The following is a 13876-nucleotide window of genomic DNA, read 5'->3' on the forward strand; positions in this document are numbered from 1 at the left end:
CCCAGGATGACGGGCGCCCTTGTGCTCAGCCCGAGAGCGAGGCCCGCGCCTGACGATACTCGGCCAGCAGACGCGCGCCGAGTTCGGCCGTCGTCGGCACGTCCTCGATCGCACCCACGCCCTGGCCGGCCGACCAGATCGTCTTCCAGACCTTGGCCTCGTTGCCGAGGTCGAGCTTGCCATGGCCGGTGAGGTTGTCGGGATCGAGCCCCGCGGCCTGGATGCTCTCGCGCATGAAGTTGGCGTTCACGCCGCTGATCGCCGGCGTGTAGAGGATGTCGGCGGCCTGGCTGCGCAGCAGCATCGCCTTGTATTCGGGGTCCGCCACGCTCTCGGTCGTCGCGATGAAGCGGGTGCCCAGATAGGCGAGGTCGGCGCCCATGAGCTGGGCGGCGGCGATCTGTGCGCCGTTCGAGATCGCGCCCGCCAGCACGATCGTGCCCGCAAAGAAACGCCGGATCTCGGAGACCAGCGCGAAGGGGCTCATCGTGCCGGCATGGCCGCCGGCGCCGGCCGCGACCGCGATGATGCCGTCGACGCCGGCCTCGGCCGCCTTCTGGGCATGACGCAGGCTGATGACGTCATGGAAGACGAGCCCGCCATAGCCATGCACGGCCTTGACTAGATCGGGCACCGCGCCGAGCGAGGTGATGACGAGCGGCACCTTGTGCTTCGCCGTGATCGCCAGGTCCGCCTCCAGCCGCGGATTGGAGCGGTGGACGATCAGGTTGACGCCATAAGGCGCGGCATCGGGCACATCCGCCAGACGCCCCTCGATCTCGCTCAGCCAAGCCTCGTAGCCCTCGCTCGTGCGCTGGTTCAGCGCCGGGAAGGTGCCGAGAATGCCGGCCTTGCAGGTCTCGACCACGAGATCGGGGCCCGAGACGAGGAACATCGGCGAGGCGATGGCGGGCAGGCGCAGGCGCCCGGCGAGCGTGGTCGGTAGCGGCACGGTGGCGGTCTCCCCAGCTTCGGATTCCTGACGGCCGGAATCTCTTCGCGATCTCCCGGTCGTATCAGCGCGCCGGCCCGTGTGGAACCCATTGCAGGGCCGCAGCGCGCCGGTGGCGCTTGCCAAATCCGCCCGGCTGGGCGAGTGCGGTCTAGAGAGCCGGCATAACCCGGCCGAGCCTCGGGAGACGACGACGTGAGCCAGCCGAACCAGCGCGATTTCGAACTCCCCGGCCGTTCGGTGGTGATGGGCCGGCGCGGCATGGCCGCGACCTCCCACCCGACCGCGACGCTCACCGCGATCAACATCCTGCAGGCCGGCGGCAATGCGATCGACGCCGCCGTGGCGGCCTGTGCCGTGCAATGCGTGGTCGAGCCGGGCTCGACCGGAATCGGCGGCGATTGCTTCGTGCTGATGGCGAAGGGCGGCAGCGACCAGGTCCTCGCCTATGACGGCTCGGGCCGGGCGCCGGCGGCCGCGACACTCGACTGGTATCGGGAGCACGGCTTCAGCGAGATTCCGCGCCAGTCCCCCCATGCGGTGACGATCCCCGGAGCCGTCGAGGCCTGGGCGACGCTGGTCAAGGACCATGGCCGCCTGCCGCTGGCTCAGCTGCTGAAGCCCGCGATCGATCTGGCGCGGGACGGCTATGTGGTGGCGCCGCGCGCCGCCGCCGACTGGGCCGGGCAGGCCGCGCTGATGGCGAAGGACGAGCCGACGGCGCGCGTCTTCCTGCCCGAGGGCCGGGCGCCGCTGGCCGGCGAAATCCATCACCAGCGCGAGCTCGCGGCGACACTGCAGGCCATCGCCGACAAGGGCGCCTCGGCCTTCTACGAGGGCGCGATCGCTCAGGACATGGTCGACCGGCTGCGCGAACTCGGCGGCCTGCATACGCTCGAGGATTTCCGCGACGCCAACGGCGGCTATGTCACGCCGATCAGGACCCGCTTCCGCGGCCATGACGTGTTCGAGTGCCCGCCCGCCGGCCAGGGCGTGATCGCGCTGATGATCCTCAACATCCTCTCGGGCTTCGAGCCGGGCGACGACCCGCTCTCCGCCGACCGGCTGCATATCGAGATCGAGGCGGCCAGGCTTGCCTATTCCGTGCGCGACGCCGTGCTGGCCGATCCGAGCCAGAGCGATGTGCCGCCGGACTGGCTGCTGTCAGAGGAGTTGGCGGCGCAGCTGCGCAGCCAGATCGACCTGAAGCAGGCGATCAAGGAACTGCCGAGCTTCGCGCCCACCGAGGTGGAGCATGCCGACACGGTCTATATCAGCGTCGTCGACGGCGACGGGATGGCGGTGAGCTTCATCAACTCGGTGTTCCACCCCTTCGGCGCGGCGCTGGTCGCGCCGAAGAGCGGCGTGCTGCTGCAGAACCGCGGCCAGGGCTTCGTGCTCAAGCCCGGCCACCCCAACGCGATCGCGCCGCGCAAGCGCCCGCTGCACACGATCATCCCCGGGATGATGCTGCGCGACGGCAAGGTCTGCCTGTCCTTCGGCGTGATGGGCGGCCACTACCAGGCGATGGGGCACGCCCATCTGATCAGCAAGCTGCTGGACTACGGACTGGACCTGCAGAGCGCGATCTCGCTGCCGCGCATCTTCCCGCGCCCGGGCCAGACCGCGATCGAGGCGGAAAAGACCGTGCCGGCCGCCGTGCGCGCCGAGCTCGAGCGGCGCGGCTTCGTCTTCACGGCGCCGGGCGCGGCGATCGGCGGCGGTCAGGCGATCGCGATCGATCCCGTCACCGGCGCGCTCTCGGCCGGATCCGACCACCGCAAGGATGGCTGCGCGCTGGGGTGGTGAGGCTTTTCGAGGCGCTCTGATTGAGCAAAGCGCCTCGGAACCACGACGAGTCATCCCGGCCGTAGCGAAGCGGAGCGCCGGGATCCATCGTAGGGCTCCGGCGCTCCATGATGGATGCCGGACTGCGCTGCTTTGCAGCTTGTCCGGGATGACGCGTTGACGAGCCTGTAGCGTTATTCCGCTGCGACCAGCGGCAGAGTGACAGTGCGGCCGCCGGCTTCGACCAGAAGAGAGGCCCCACCTGCGCCGGCGAGCTGCTTACCGGCATCCAGCAATTCGATGCCGCAGACCGAGCCATCGGGGTTGAGATCGATCAGCACATCCTCGCTGACGCGCACCGTCTCGACATCCCCAGCAGCCTCGGCGAAGCGCAGATAGGCAATGTTGTGTGTCGCGTCATAGGTGAGTTGCATCGCGGTCCGACCCCTCAGAAGAACTTCACGATCACAGTGATGGCCAGCCAAGCCCCGTCCTCGAAGACGGCGATCACCTCAAGCTGCTTTGTATCATAACTGCGCTCTCGCCACATCCAGCGGCCCGGATGGTTGAGCGTAAAGATCGTTCTTCCCAATTTGGCAGGAGCCTGCTCGCCCTGCCGAACCGTCTCGATGATCTCTTCAGCCGTCGCGCCCCTCAGTTCCGCACGCTCCAGCGCATGCGGCAGGATCGCGACCTCCACGGCTCAGCTGTCCATCTTGAGCGCGGCGATGAAGGCTTCCTGCGGGATTTCGACCTTGCCGAACTGCCGCATCTTCTTCTTGCCTTCCTTCTGCTTCTCCAGGAGCTTGCGCTTGCGGGTGGCGTCGCCGCCATAGCACTTGGCGGTGACGTCCTTGCGCAGGGCGCGGATGGTCTCGCGCGCGATGATCTTGCCGCCGATCGCCGCCTGGACGGGGATCTGGAACATGTGCGGCGGGATCAGGTCCTTCAGCTTCTCGCACATGGCGCGGCCGCGGGCGTCGGCACGGGTGCGGTGGACGAGCATGGAGAGCGCATCGACCGGCTCGGCATTGACCAGGATCGACATGCGCACGAGGTCGCCCTCGCGATAGTCGGTGATAGCGTAATCGAAGGAGGCGTAGCCCTTCGAGATCGACTTCAGCCGGTCGTAGAAGTCGAACACCACCTCGTTGAGCGGCAGGTCGTAGACCACCTTGGCGCGGGCGCCGACATAGCCGAGATCGATCTGCAGGCCGCGACGGTCCTGGCAGAGCTTGAGCACGGAGCCGAGATACTCGTCCGGCGTGAAGATGGTGGCGCGGATCCAGGGCTCCTCGATCGCCTCGATCTTCATCACATCCGGCATGTCGGCCGGGTTGTGGAGCTCCAGCGTCGTGCCGTCGCGCAGCCGCAGATGGTAGACGACCGACGGCGCGGTCGAGATCAGGTTGAGGTTGAACTCGCGCTCGAGCCGCTCCTGGATGATCTCCAGATGCAGCAGGCCGAGGAAGCCGCAACGGAAGCCGAAGCCGAGCGCGGCCGAGGTCTCCATCTCGTAGGAGAAGCTGGCATCGTTCAGCCGCAGCTTCGCCATGGCGCCGCGCAGCAGTTCGAAATCGGCGGCGTCGACCGGGAAGATGCCGCAGAACACCACCGGCTGAACCGGCTTGAAGCCCGGCAGCGGCTCCGCGATCGGCTTGCGGTCGTCGGTGATGGTGTCGCCGACGGCGGTGTCCGCCACCTCCTTGATCGAGGCGGTGAAGAAGCCGACCTCGCCCGGGCCGAGTTCCTTGACCTCCTGCATCTTGGGCTTGAACACGCCGACGCGGTCGACGCCATAGGCGGCGTTGGCGCGCATCATGCGGATGGTCATGTTCTTCTTCAGCACGCCATCGATGATACGCACCAGCACGACCACGCCGAGATAGGCGTCATACCAGGAATCGACGAGCATGGCCTTGAGCGGCGCATCCGCATCGCCCTTGGGGGCCGGCAGCTTGGCGACGATCGCCTCCAGCACGCCCTCGATGTTGAGCCCGGTCTTGGCGGAGATCGGCACCGCTTCCGAGGCGTCGAGGCCGATCACGTCCTCGATCTGCTGCTTGATGCGCTCCGGATCGGCCGCCGGCAGGTCGATCTTGTTGAGGACCGTGACGATCTCGTGGTTGGCGTCGAGCGCCTGGTAGACATTGGCCAGCGTCTGCGCCTCGACGCCCTGGGAGGCGTCGACGACCAGCAGCGAACCTTCGCAGGCCGCCAGCGAGCGCGAGACCTCATAGGCGAAGTCGACATGGCCGGGCGTGTCCATCAGGTTGAGGACATAGTCCTTGCCGTCCTTGGCCTTGTAATCCAGCCGGACGGTCTGCGCCTTGATGGTGATGCCGCGCTCCTTCTCGATATCCATCGAGTCGAGGATCTGCTCGCTCATGTCGCGGGCCGCGACCGTGCCGGTCTGCTGGATCAGACGGTCGGCGAGCGTCGACTTGCCGTGGTCGATATGCGCCACGATCGAGAAGTTGCGGATGTTGTCGAAGGTGCGGGTGCTCATGCGCGGGCCATAGCAGCGAAGCCCCAGCGCGCCAAGGGTTTGCCGCGGCCCCGGCTATTCCGCCGCAGCCATTCGCAGCGGCGCGGGCGCAGCCTGCTGCGCCCAGGTCAGGGCGCGATAGTCGAAGCCGGCCTCGAGCGTCGGCTTCACCACCGCGAAATAGGGCGAGATGTCGAAATCGCGCGGCATGTAAAGCGAGTGGTGGCGGATATGCAGGATCTCCTCGAAATCCGCCTCGTCCATGGCGCGGGCATATTCGATCGTCGGCAGCACGGGATAGCGCGCCGCCTCGAAAGCCTGGGCGATCAGCGTCGAGCAGATCGCCCGCGTCGGATCGCCCGATCCCAGCGCGATCATGCGCCGGCGCCAGGATTTCGGCGCCCAGGGCAAAGGGATCAGCCAGCGCATCAGATCGAGGATGTTCTTGAGGTCGTACTGGGTGCCGAGCCGGCCGAGCACATAGTCGACGACGACGGCCTGCCCCTCCTCGTCGAGCGCCTGCGGACGGCAGATCCGCGTGCCGAAGGCGCCATATTTGGAAAGCGGGGAGAGCACGCAGCCGACATCCATCTCGACTTCGGCCAGCACGAGCGGCTCGCCGTCATCCGTGAACTGTCCCGTTTCGCCGACATAGAGCGCGGCATGGGACCAGGTCGACTGCGTCAGATATTTGATCGCGGCGGAGACTTTCATCCCGCCCTCGACCAGAAGCACGTCGCCCGGACGCAGCGCCGCGCGCAATCTCGCCAGGGCCTTTTCATCGGAGGCGCGCGGCTCCGCCCTGCCGCGGGTGATGAAGCCGACGACGGCTCTGCCGAGCCACTCCAGACCTCGATTCATGGCCGTTCCCCTCGACCAGCGCCCTTCCGGGCGTCGTTCCCGATATGAAAGCAGGGCTTCCCTGCCGCTTTGCAAAGATCGGCCCCGTCGCTGGCGGCAAGCTGGAATCGTGGTGAAATCCGCGTTGACGCGCGGGGCCGGGCGGGAAGGCGACGGCGATCCGTAAGACACTTGATTTCCGATATAATGGAAATATTCTCTCTTTATGGATTCTGTGAGCGACATCGATCTCGACCGCCGTCTCGGCGCCCGCATCAAGGGGCTGCGCCAGAGCCGCGGCCTGACGCTCGACCAGCTCGCGGAACGCTCGGGCGTCAGCCGCGCCATGATCTCGCGGGTCGAACGGGGGGAATCGAGCCCGACGGCGGCGCTTCTGGACCGGCTCTGCGCCGGGCTCGGCGTCCTGCTATCGGCCCTCTTCCGCGAGGAGGCGCAAGGCGGCCCGCTGGCGCGGCGAAGCGAGCAGCCGGTCTGGACCGATCCCGACAGCGGCTATGTCCGGCGCAGCGTCTCGCCCGCCGGAACCGGCTCCCAGATCGAGATCGTGGAGGTCGAGATGCCGGCGGGGGCGCGCGTCCTGCTCGATGCGCCGCGCGGTGGCTTCCGGCTCGACCAGCAGCTCTGGCTGCTGGAGGGCGAGCTCAGCCTCACCGTCGGCGGGCGCGAGCATCGGCTGGCGGCGGGAGACTGCCTCGCCATGCTGCTCGACGGGCCGATCGCCTTCCACAATCCGGGCGAGGTCCCGGCACGCTATGCGGTGGTGCTGACCGCCGCCGATCTCTGAGACGGACCGAAAGCCCATGACACAGGACGATGCGATCACAGTCAGGCCGCTCGATGCGCCGGCCGCGCGAGACGCGATCCCGGCCTTGGCCGACATTCTCGCCGATGCGGTCGAGAACGGGGCCTCGGTCGGCTTCATGAACTGGAACGGACTGCCCGACTATGCCGCGTTCTGGACCGGCGTCGCGGTCGAGGTGGAGGCGGGGCGCACGATCCTGTTCGCGGCACGGCGGGGCGCGGAGATCCTCGGCACGGCGCAGTTGCAGCTCATCGGCAAGCCGAACCAGCCGCATCGTGCCGAGATCGCCAAGGTGCTTGTGCATTCCCGCGCAAGGCGGCGCGGCCTCGGCGCCGCCCTGATGCGGGCGGCGGAGACGGCGGCGCGACAGGCCAAGCGCGATCTGCTGGTGCTCGACACCGACGAGAACGGCGCGGCGCGCCGGCTCTACGGCAAGCTGGGCTGGACCGAACTCGGCACGATCCCGCGCTTCGCGCTGATGCCCGACGGCCGCGACTGCGGCTCGACGTTCTTTTACAAGGATCTGCGCTGAGGCAGCTCAGCCCTCCGCAGGCTTGCGGAAATAGGGCTCGACCTCGCCCTTGAGCTTCACCGTCATCGGGTTGCCGAAGCGGTCCTTGGCGTTGCCGGCGGTCAGGCGCACCCAGCCTTCGCTGATGCAGTACTCCTCGACATTGGTCTTCTCGACACCCTTGAAGCGGACGCCGATGTCCCGCGACAGCAGCTCCTCGTCATAGAAGGGGCTGTTGGGGTTGGAGGAGAGGCGGTCGGGCAGCGTGTCGGTCATGGCGGAAGCCTTAGGGAAAAGCGTGTCGGAGGGCGGCCGGGCCGCGTTGGCGCACAGGTAGCGCGATCCGGCGGCGATGCCAAATCGCAGGCGCTCAGCGGCCGCCAGCCTGTTCGATCAGGCGCGCGATCGCCTGCTGGCCCCGCTGTCGGGCATGAGCCAGCGGCGTCACGCCGTCCCTGTCCGCGAGGCTCGGATCGGCACCCGCATCGAGAACCAGCCGCGCGACCTGCTGGTGGCGCGGGCCGCCATCGCCCAGAATCACGATCTCCAGCAGGCAGGTCCAGCCGAGATCATTGATGTGATCGAGGTCGATGCCGCTGGTCAGCAGCAGCCTGACCGCCTCGACATGGGCGCGCTCGTAGGCGGGGATCAGCGCATTGCCGCCATAGCGGTTGCGGATCGACAGATCGGGCTTGCGTGGCAGCATCGCGGCGATGATCTCGGCCCGGCCCAAGGCTCCCGCGAGCAACCAGGGCGTGTCGCGATTGGCGGCCTGGGTGTTGGGGCTCGCCCCGGCCTCGAGCAGGATCTTCGCGGCGGAGACATGATCGCCGGCGACCGCGCGCAGCAAGGCCGACCGGCCCCCGGCATCCTGGGCTTCCAGCGGCGCGCCGGCCTGGAGCAGGCGAACAACCTCGTCGACGCGCCCCGAGGCCGCGGCCTCGATCAAGGCTGGGCCCGAAGCGAGGGCGGGACCGACCATCATCACCACTCCGAGCACGAACCCGCACCAAGAGCGGATCGGCCTCACCGCGCCCCGTCCAGCAGGCGCCCCACCACCTTGGCCGTGTAGTCCACCATCGGCACGATGCGGGCATAGTTCAGCCGCGTCGGGCCGATGATGCCGACGACGCCGACGATGCGCTGCTCGGCATCGCGGAAGGGCGCAGCGACCATCGAGGAGCCGGACATCGAGAACAGCTTGTTCTCGGAGCCGATGAAGATGCGCACGCCGTCGCCGGCCTCGGCGCGCGCCAGCAGGTCGATGACGTCGGTCTGGGTCTCGAGATCGCCGAAGAGCAGGCGGATGCGCTCAAGGTCCTCCTGCGCCTTGAGGTCCTCCAGCAGATTGGCCTGGCCGCGCACGATGAGGTGGCGGTCGGAACTCGGCCCCGAGGAGGTGGCGATGCCGCTCTCGACCAGCCGCGCGGTCAGCGAGTCGAGTTCGCGCTCCATCTGCTCGCGATGCTGGGCGATCTCGGCGCGCAGCTCGCCCAGCGTCTTGCCGAGGATGCGGGCGTTGAGGAAATTCGCGGCCTCCGTCAGCGCGGAGGCCGGCAGGCCGGGTGGCAGGCTCAGGAGCCGGTTCTCGACCGTGCCGTCGTCGGCGACGAGCACGACGAGCGCTCGCGTCGGGTCGAGGCGGACGAACTCGATATGCTTCAGCCGGGCATTGGCCTTGGTCGTCACGACGACGCCCGCGCCACGCGAGAGGCCCGAGAGCAGGGCCGAGGCTTCGGTCAGCGTGCCGTCGAGCGTGCGGCCGGTGGCGGCGGCCTTCATCTGCGCCTCGATGCGGGCGCGCTCCTCGGCGGTGAGGTTGCCGACCTCCATCATCGCATCGACGAAGAAGCGCAGGCCTCTCTCGGTCGGGAGACGCCCCGCGGAGGTGTGGGGGGCGTAGATCAGCCCCGCCAGTTCGAGATCGGTCATGACGTTGCGCACCGTCGCCGGCGAGAGCGACATCGGCAGCAGACGGGCGATGTTGCGCGAGCCGACCGGCTCGCCGGTGGCGAGGTAGCCGTCGACGATCTGGCGGAAGATCTCGCGCGAGCGCTGATCGGTCTCGATCAGTCCGCTGGCTGTGTCGGGACGCGGCGTGTGGGCGCTCATCTGCGGCGAAACGGCTTTCTCGACATGGGCTTATTGTTGATCCGGACCGGCGCCCGATCAAGCGAAAACGCGTGCGACCCCTGTCCGCCTTGCCGCACCCGCGGCGACCGCCTACAAGCCGCCAACCCCGAACAATCAGGATATCGCCATGCGACCCTCGAAACGCGCCGCAGACGAAATGCGCAAGGTCACGCTCGAACGCGGCGTCGTGCGCTATGCGGAAGGCTCCTGCATGGTCTCCTTCGGCGAGACGAAGGTGCTCTGCGCCGCAACCGTCGAGGAGAAGGGCCCGCCCTGGCTGCGCGGCACCGGCAAGGGCTGGGTCACCGCCGAATATGCGATGCTGCCGCGCGCCACGCATGAGCGCAATCGCCGTGAGGTCACCTCCGGCAAGCCGTCCGGCCGCACGCAGGAGATCCAGCGGCTGGTCGGGCGCTCACTTCGCGCCGTGGTCGACCTGACCGCGATCGGCGAGCGCCAGATCGTCGTCGATTGCGACGTGCTGCAGGCCGATGGCGGCACCCGCACGGCCTCGATCACCGGCGCCTGGGTGGCGCTGCACGACGCGCTGAAATGGATGGAGGCGCGCTCGATGCTGAAGGGCTCCAACCCGCTGAAGGACCATGTCGCGGCGATTTCCTGCGGCATCGTCGCCGGCAACCCGGTGCTCGACCTCGATTACGTCGAGGATTCCGGCGCGCAGACCGATGCGAACTTCGTCATCACCGGCTCCGGCGGCCTGGTCGAGGTGCAGGGGACGGCCGAGGGCGCGCCCTTCTCCGAGGAGGAGCTGATGGCGCTGATGCGGCTCGCCAAGGGCGGGGTCAGCAAGCTCGTGGCGCTGCAGAAGGCGGCGGTGGCCTGATCCCAACCGTCATTCCGGGGCTTCGCGCAGCGAAGAGCCCGGAATCCATGACCACTGTCTTCTCCGGATATGGCGAAAACTTTTTAAGCGAGCTGGCCATGTGTTCGACTGTTCACAACCTGTGTTCATGGATTCCGGGCTCGCTCCTACGGAGCGCCCCGGAATGACGGCACAACACCGTATCCTCACCGGCAAGGTCGTGATCGCGACCCACAACAAGGGCAAGCTCGTCGAGATGCGCGAGCTGATGGCGCCGTTCGGGATCGAGCTGGTCTCGGCCGGGGACCTCGGCCTGCCCGAGCCCGACGAGACCGGCTACATGTTCTCCGAGAACGCCGCGATCAAGGCGCATGCGGCGGCGACAGCCTCCGGCCTGCCGGCGCTGGCGGACGATTCCGGACTCTGCGTCGACGCGCTGGACGGCGCGCCGGGCCTGTTCTCGGCGAACTGGGCCGGGCCGGGCAAGGACTTCAAGCCGGCGATGGCGCGCGTGCTGGCCGAGATGGCCAAGCGCGGCGCAACGGCGCCGGAGCAGCGCAAGGCGCATTTCGTCTCGGCGCTGGTGATCGCCTGGCCGGACGGCCATGAGGAGCTGTTCGAGGGTCGCGTCCATGGCCGCATCGTCGACGCCCCGCGCGGGACGGGCGGCTTCGGCTACAACCCGATCTTCCAGCCCGACGGCTACGACGTGACCTTCGCGGAGATGACCAGCACCGTGAAGAGTGGCGCGGACGAAGCGCTCTCCCACCGGGCGCGCGCCTTCAAGCGATTGGCGGCCGCGTGCCTCAGGGCTCCGGCGTGAGCGGCGCGGCCGCCCTCGCGCCGACATCCCCGATCCTGCATCCGACGTCGGATGCGGGCTTCGCCGTCTATGTGCACTGGCCGTTCTGCCTGGCCAAATGCCCCTATTGCGACTTCAACAGCCATGTCCGGCTGCAGCCGCCCGACCAGGCCCGCTATGTCGCGGCTTTCCGGCGCGAGATCGCCCATCGGGCCGCGCTGGCGCCGGGGCGGACCGTCACCTCGATCTTCTTCGGCGGCGGCACGCCCTCGCTGATGGAGGGCCGCACCGTCGGTGCGATCCTCGACGCCATCGGCGAGGCCTGGGCGATCGACCCGCATTGCGAGGTCTCGCTCGAGGCCAACCCGACCAGCGTCGAGGCCGGGCGCTTCGCCGATTTCAGGGCGGCCGGCGTCAATCGCGTCTCGCTCGGCGTGCAGGCGCTCAACGATGCCGATCTCAAGGCGCTCGGGCGGATGCATTCGACGCAAGAGGCGCTCGACGCGGTCGCGATCGCGCGGAAGTACTTCGAGCGCTACTCCTTCGACCTGATCTATGCCCGCTCGCCGGAGCAGACGCCGGCATTATGGCGGGCGGAGCTGGAGTTGGCGATCAGCCATGCCGCCGAGCACCTTTCGCTCTACCAGCTCACCATCGAGCCCGACACGATGTTCGAACGGCTGTTCAAGGCCGGCAAGCTCGCCGTGCCGGATCATGAGGCGGGCGCCGCGCTCTACGAGATCACGCAGGAGATCACGGCCAGGCATGGCCTGCCGGTCTACGAGATCTCCAACCACGCCCGCCCCGGCGCGGAATGCCGCCACAACCTCGTCTACTGGCGCTATGGCGAATATGCCGGCATCGGCCCCGGCGCGCATGGGCGGCTGGTCACCGACGAGGGCCGGATGGCCCATTCGACCGAGAAGCGCCCCGAGGCCTGGCTCGAGCGCGTCGAGGCGGGCGGCCAGGCGCTGGTCGAGAACGAGCGACTCAATGCCGAGGCGCAGGGCGACGAATATCTGCTGATGGGGCTGCGGCTGGTCGAGGGCATCGACCCGGCCGTGTTCAGGGCGCTGTCGGGCCGGACGCTGAACGAGCGGCGCGTGACCAGCCTCGTGCTCGACCGGCTGCTCGTCCGCAAGCCCGGCGGCAAGCTCGCCTGCACGCCCGAGGGCGCGCTGGTGCTGGACGCGGTGGTGGCGGATCTGGCGGCGTAACGCCCGTCATTCTCGGGCGGAGCCCTCGGGTCCGACCTTCGATCGGCCCAAGGATAAACTCCGCGCAGAGCCGAGAATCTGGAGACAGGAGAAGCTCCTGCAGGAGATGCTCGGGTCGAGCCCGAGCATGACGTGCATCGGCTACTGCGTGCGCGGCCCGAGATCGCGCGGGGCGGCGTTGACGGTGACGATCTGGCCGTTGCGCAGTTCGAGCACGGCGAGCCCGCGGTCGTTCTGGCCGTCCGGGCGGAAGCGGAAGACGCCGTCGGCGCCCGCGAAGCCCGAGGCGTTGGTCAGCACCGACTCCGAAAAGCGCTGCGACCCCTGCGTGCGTGCCAGCGCCGCTGCCAGCGAGACCGCGTCATAGGCGAGCGTCGCCGTCCGGGTCGGCGCGCTGTTGAACCGCGTCTGATAGCGGCCGGCGAAGGCGTTGAAGCCGGCCGTATCGGGCGAGGCGAACCAGCCGCCCTGGATCGCCGGGACGCGCGCGACATTGGCGTCGTTCCAGACGCCGGTGCCGAGCGGCTTGACCTTGGCGGGGTCGTAGCCCGCCTGCTGCAAAGCGAGGCCGAGGGCCGGCATGGTGTCGGCGGCGGCGGGCACGAAGAGCGCATCGGCCTGCTGCAGGGCGGGCACCAGGCGCTTCGCCGCGGCGGCCATGGAATTGGAGTCCGGCGAGAAGCGCTCGATCACGACGACGCGGCCGCCGCGGCCCGCGACCGCCTGCTGGAAGGCGGCCTCGACGACCTTGCCATAGGCGGTGTCCGGCACGAGGGCGGCGAAGGATTTGCGGCCCTGCTGCGAGGCATAGGCGATGACGCGGTTGACGTCGTTCTCGGGCGGGAAGGACAGCAGATAGATGCCGCGGCCGGCGACATTGGTGTCGCTGGAAAAGGCGATGACCGGGCGGTTGGCAGCGCGCGCGACCTGGCCGGCGGCCTGAACGGACGGTGCAAACAGCGGGCCGATGATGAGTTCGGCGCCCTCGGCGATCGCCTCCTGCGCGGCGGCCTGCGCGCCCTCGGGCGTGCCGCGGTCATCCTTCACCAGCAGCGTCAGATCGGCATTGGGGAACTCGGAGAGCGCCATCTCGGCCGCGTTCTTCAGCGAATTGCCGACGACGGCGCCCTGGCCTTCCGCGGTCAGCGGCAGGATCAACCCGACCTTGACCTTGCCTGTGCCAATCGTCTGACCCGTGGGCTGAGCGGGCTGCGCCTGCGGCGAAGCGGCATCGAAGCCCGGCAGCCCGCTCGGCCCGCCACTGCAGGCCGCCAGCGACAGGCAGGCGAGCGCCGCCAGCGAGGTCAGGCTGCGGCGGCTGATCGGTTCCCTGAGCGGATGACGCGACACGGGCGATCTCCAGATCTCGCTCCGGACGGCAGCAGGCCCGCCCGGCGTTACAGTCCCCCGACCGTGGGGATTCTCCTGCCAGTGCGGCAGGGTATTTTCAAGTTGTTAACTCTGAGTTGCGGTCGCGGGCGACGCAGCCGCCCGCCCGC

The 13876-nt window shown here is 68.6% G+C and carries 15 protein-coding genes; 6 read left to right on the top strand and 9 right to left on the bottom strand.

Features of this window, described 5'->3' with window-relative positions:
• Window positions 1–25 precede the first annotated feature (25 nt).
• Window positions 26–952 (bottom strand): NAD(P)H-dependent flavin oxidoreductase, encoded by a 927-nt coding sequence (locus tag ACFPN9_RS17385; RefSeq protein WP_066716224.1) that lies wholly within the window; start codon window positions 950–952, stop codon window positions 26–28.
• Window positions 953–1198: 246 nt separating this feature from the next.
• Between ACFPN9_RS17385 and ggt the strand changes: the two genes are divergently transcribed.
• Window positions 1199–2761: a gamma-glutamyltransferase gene (ggt, locus tag ACFPN9_RS17390; protein WP_067993100.1), complete on the top strand. Its 1563-nt coding sequence runs from the start codon at window positions 1199–1201 to the stop codon at window positions 2759–2761.
• Window positions 2762–2934: 173 nt separating this feature from the next.
• On the opposite strand, the gene ACFPN9_RS17395 is transcribed toward ggt, so the two are convergent.
• Genes ACFPN9_RS17395 through ACFPN9_RS17410 form a run of 4 tightly spaced genes read right to left on the bottom strand, consistent with a single transcriptional unit; the run spans window position 2935 to window position 6089 of the window.
• Window positions 2935–3174, bottom strand: a complete 240-nt coding sequence (locus ACFPN9_RS17395) for a DUF2283 domain-containing protein (RefSeq protein WP_067992877.1) — start codon at window positions 3172–3174, stop codon at window positions 2935–2937.
• A gap of 14 nt (window positions 3175–3188) precedes the next feature.
• Window positions 3189–3440 carry a hypothetical protein gene (locus ACFPN9_RS17400; RefSeq protein WP_067992880.1) on the bottom strand — a complete coding sequence of 84 codons (252 nt, stop codon included), beginning with the start codon at window positions 3438–3440 and terminating at the stop codon, window positions 3189–3191.
• Window positions 3441–3443: 3 nt separating this feature from the next.
• Window positions 3444–5249: a translation elongation factor 4 gene (gene lepA / locus ACFPN9_RS17405; protein WP_066716225.1), complete on the bottom strand. Its 1806-nt coding sequence runs from the start codon at window positions 5247–5249 to the stop codon at window positions 3444–3446.
• Between the two features lie 54 nt (window positions 5250–5303).
• On the bottom strand, window positions 5304–6089 hold the full coding sequence (locus ACFPN9_RS17410) for a C40 family peptidase (protein WP_067992883.1): 786 nt from the start codon (window positions 6087–6089) through the stop codon (window positions 5304–5306).
• A 214-nt stretch (window positions 6090–6303) separates the two neighbouring features.
• Between ACFPN9_RS17410 and ACFPN9_RS17415 the strand changes: the two genes are divergently transcribed.
• Both ACFPN9_RS17415 and ACFPN9_RS17420 read left to right on the top strand, forming a co-directional pair.
• The gene (locus tag ACFPN9_RS17415; protein ID WP_377817315.1) at window positions 6304–6873 is read left to right on the top strand and encodes a helix-turn-helix domain-containing protein; all 570 of its coding nucleotides are present in this window, start codon (window positions 6304–6306) and stop codon (window positions 6871–6873) included.
• Between the two features lie 16 nt (window positions 6874–6889).
• The gene (locus tag ACFPN9_RS17420) at window positions 6890–7423 is read left to right on the top strand and encodes a GNAT family N-acetyltransferase (protein WP_067992890.1); all 534 of its coding nucleotides are present in this window, start codon (window positions 6890–6892) and stop codon (window positions 7421–7423) included.
• 6 nt (window positions 7424–7429) lie between these two features.
• Here ACFPN9_RS17420 and ACFPN9_RS17425 read toward each other — a convergent pair whose 3' ends face one another.
• From ACFPN9_RS17425 to hrcA, 3 genes are all read right to left on the bottom strand, one after another.
• Window positions 7430–7678, bottom strand: coding sequence for a DUF3297 family protein (locus tag ACFPN9_RS17425; protein ID WP_066716234.1), 249 nt, complete (start codon window positions 7676–7678; stop codon window positions 7430–7432).
• 94 nt (window positions 7679–7772) lie between these two features.
• Window positions 7773–8387, bottom strand: a complete 615-nt coding sequence (locus tag ACFPN9_RS17430) for an ankyrin repeat domain-containing protein (protein WP_377817316.1) — start codon at window positions 8385–8387, stop codon at window positions 7773–7775.
• A gap of 41 nt (window positions 8388–8428) precedes the next feature.
• On the bottom strand, window positions 8429–9514 hold the full coding sequence (gene hrcA / locus ACFPN9_RS17435; RefSeq protein ID WP_067992895.1) for a heat-inducible transcriptional repressor HrcA: 1086 nt from the start codon (window positions 9512–9514) through the stop codon (window positions 8429–8431).
• A 148-nt stretch (window positions 9515–9662) separates the two neighbouring features.
• Here hrcA and rph point away from each other — a divergent pair, with 148 nt between their 5' ends.
• The 3 genes from rph (at window position 9663) to hemW (ending at window position 12377) form a co-directional block, all read left to right on the top strand.
• Window positions 9663–10379: a ribonuclease PH gene (gene rph, locus ACFPN9_RS17440; RefSeq protein WP_066716240.1), complete on the top strand. Its 717-nt coding sequence runs from the start codon at window positions 9663–9665 to the stop codon at window positions 10377–10379.
• A gap of 163 nt (window positions 10380–10542) precedes the next feature.
• Entirely contained in the window at window positions 10543–11181 is a 639-nt protein-coding gene (gene rdgB, locus ACFPN9_RS17445) for an RdgB/HAM1 family non-canonical purine NTP pyrophosphatase (RefSeq protein ID WP_377817317.1), read from the top strand.
• On the top strand, window positions 11178–12377 hold the full coding sequence (gene hemW / locus ACFPN9_RS17450) for a radical SAM family heme chaperone HemW (protein ID WP_377817319.1): 1200 nt from the start codon (window positions 11178–11180) through the stop codon (window positions 12375–12377). The genes rdgB and hemW overlap by 4 nt, the downstream gene beginning before the upstream one ends.
• Window positions 12378–12518: 141 nt before the next feature.
• On the opposite strand, the gene ACFPN9_RS17455 is transcribed toward hemW, so the two are convergent.
• Window positions 12519–13727 carry a penicillin-binding protein activator gene (locus ACFPN9_RS17455; protein ID WP_245282342.1) on the bottom strand — a complete coding sequence of 403 codons (1209 nt, stop codon included), beginning with the start codon at window positions 13725–13727 and terminating at the stop codon, window positions 12519–12521.
• Window positions 13728–13876 lie beyond the last annotated feature (149 nt).

It is taken from the genome of Allobosea massiliensis (assembly GCF_042655245.1).
Classification (GTDB): Bacteria; Pseudomonadota; Alphaproteobacteria; order Rhizobiales; family Beijerinckiaceae; genus Allobosea; species Allobosea massiliensis.

Excerpts from the sequence above, each read along its gene's own strand:
- ggt (WP_067993100.1), top strand. The coding sequence starts at position 1,199 with ATGGGCCGGCGCGGCATGGCCGCGACCTCCCACCCGACCGCGACGCTC.
- ACFPN9_RS17395 (WP_067992877.1), bottom strand. The coding sequence starts at position 3,174 with ATGCAACTCACCTATGACGCGACACACAACATTGCCTATCTGCGCTTC.
- lepA (WP_066716225.1), bottom strand. The coding sequence starts at position 5,249 with ATGAGCACCCGCACCTTCGACAACATCCGCAACTTCTCGATCGTGGCG.
- ACFPN9_RS17410 (WP_067992883.1), bottom strand. The coding sequence starts at position 6,089 with ATGAATCGAGGTCTGGAGTGGCTCGGCAGAGCCGTCGTCGGCTTCATC.
- ACFPN9_RS17420 (WP_067992890.1), top strand. The coding sequence starts at position 6,890 with ATGACACAGGACGATGCGATCACAGTCAGGCCGCTCGATGCGCCGGCC.
- ACFPN9_RS17425 (WP_066716234.1), bottom strand. The coding sequence starts at position 7,678 with ATGACCGACACGCTGCCCGACCGCCTCTCCTCCAACCCCAACAGCCCC.
- ACFPN9_RS17430 (WP_377817316.1), bottom strand. The coding sequence starts at position 8,387 with ATGATGGTCGGTCCCGCCCTCGCTTCGGGCCCAGCCTTGATCGAGGCC.
- hrcA (WP_067992895.1), bottom strand. The coding sequence starts at position 9,514 with ATGAGCGCCCACACGCCGCGTCCCGACACAGCCAGCGGACTGATCGAG.
- rph (WP_066716240.1), top strand. The coding sequence starts at position 9,663 with ATGCGACCCTCGAAACGCGCCGCAGACGAAATGCGCAAGGTCACGCTC.
- rdgB (WP_377817317.1), top strand. The coding sequence starts at position 10,543 with ATGACGGCACAACACCGTATCCTCACCGGCAAGGTCGTGATCGCGACC.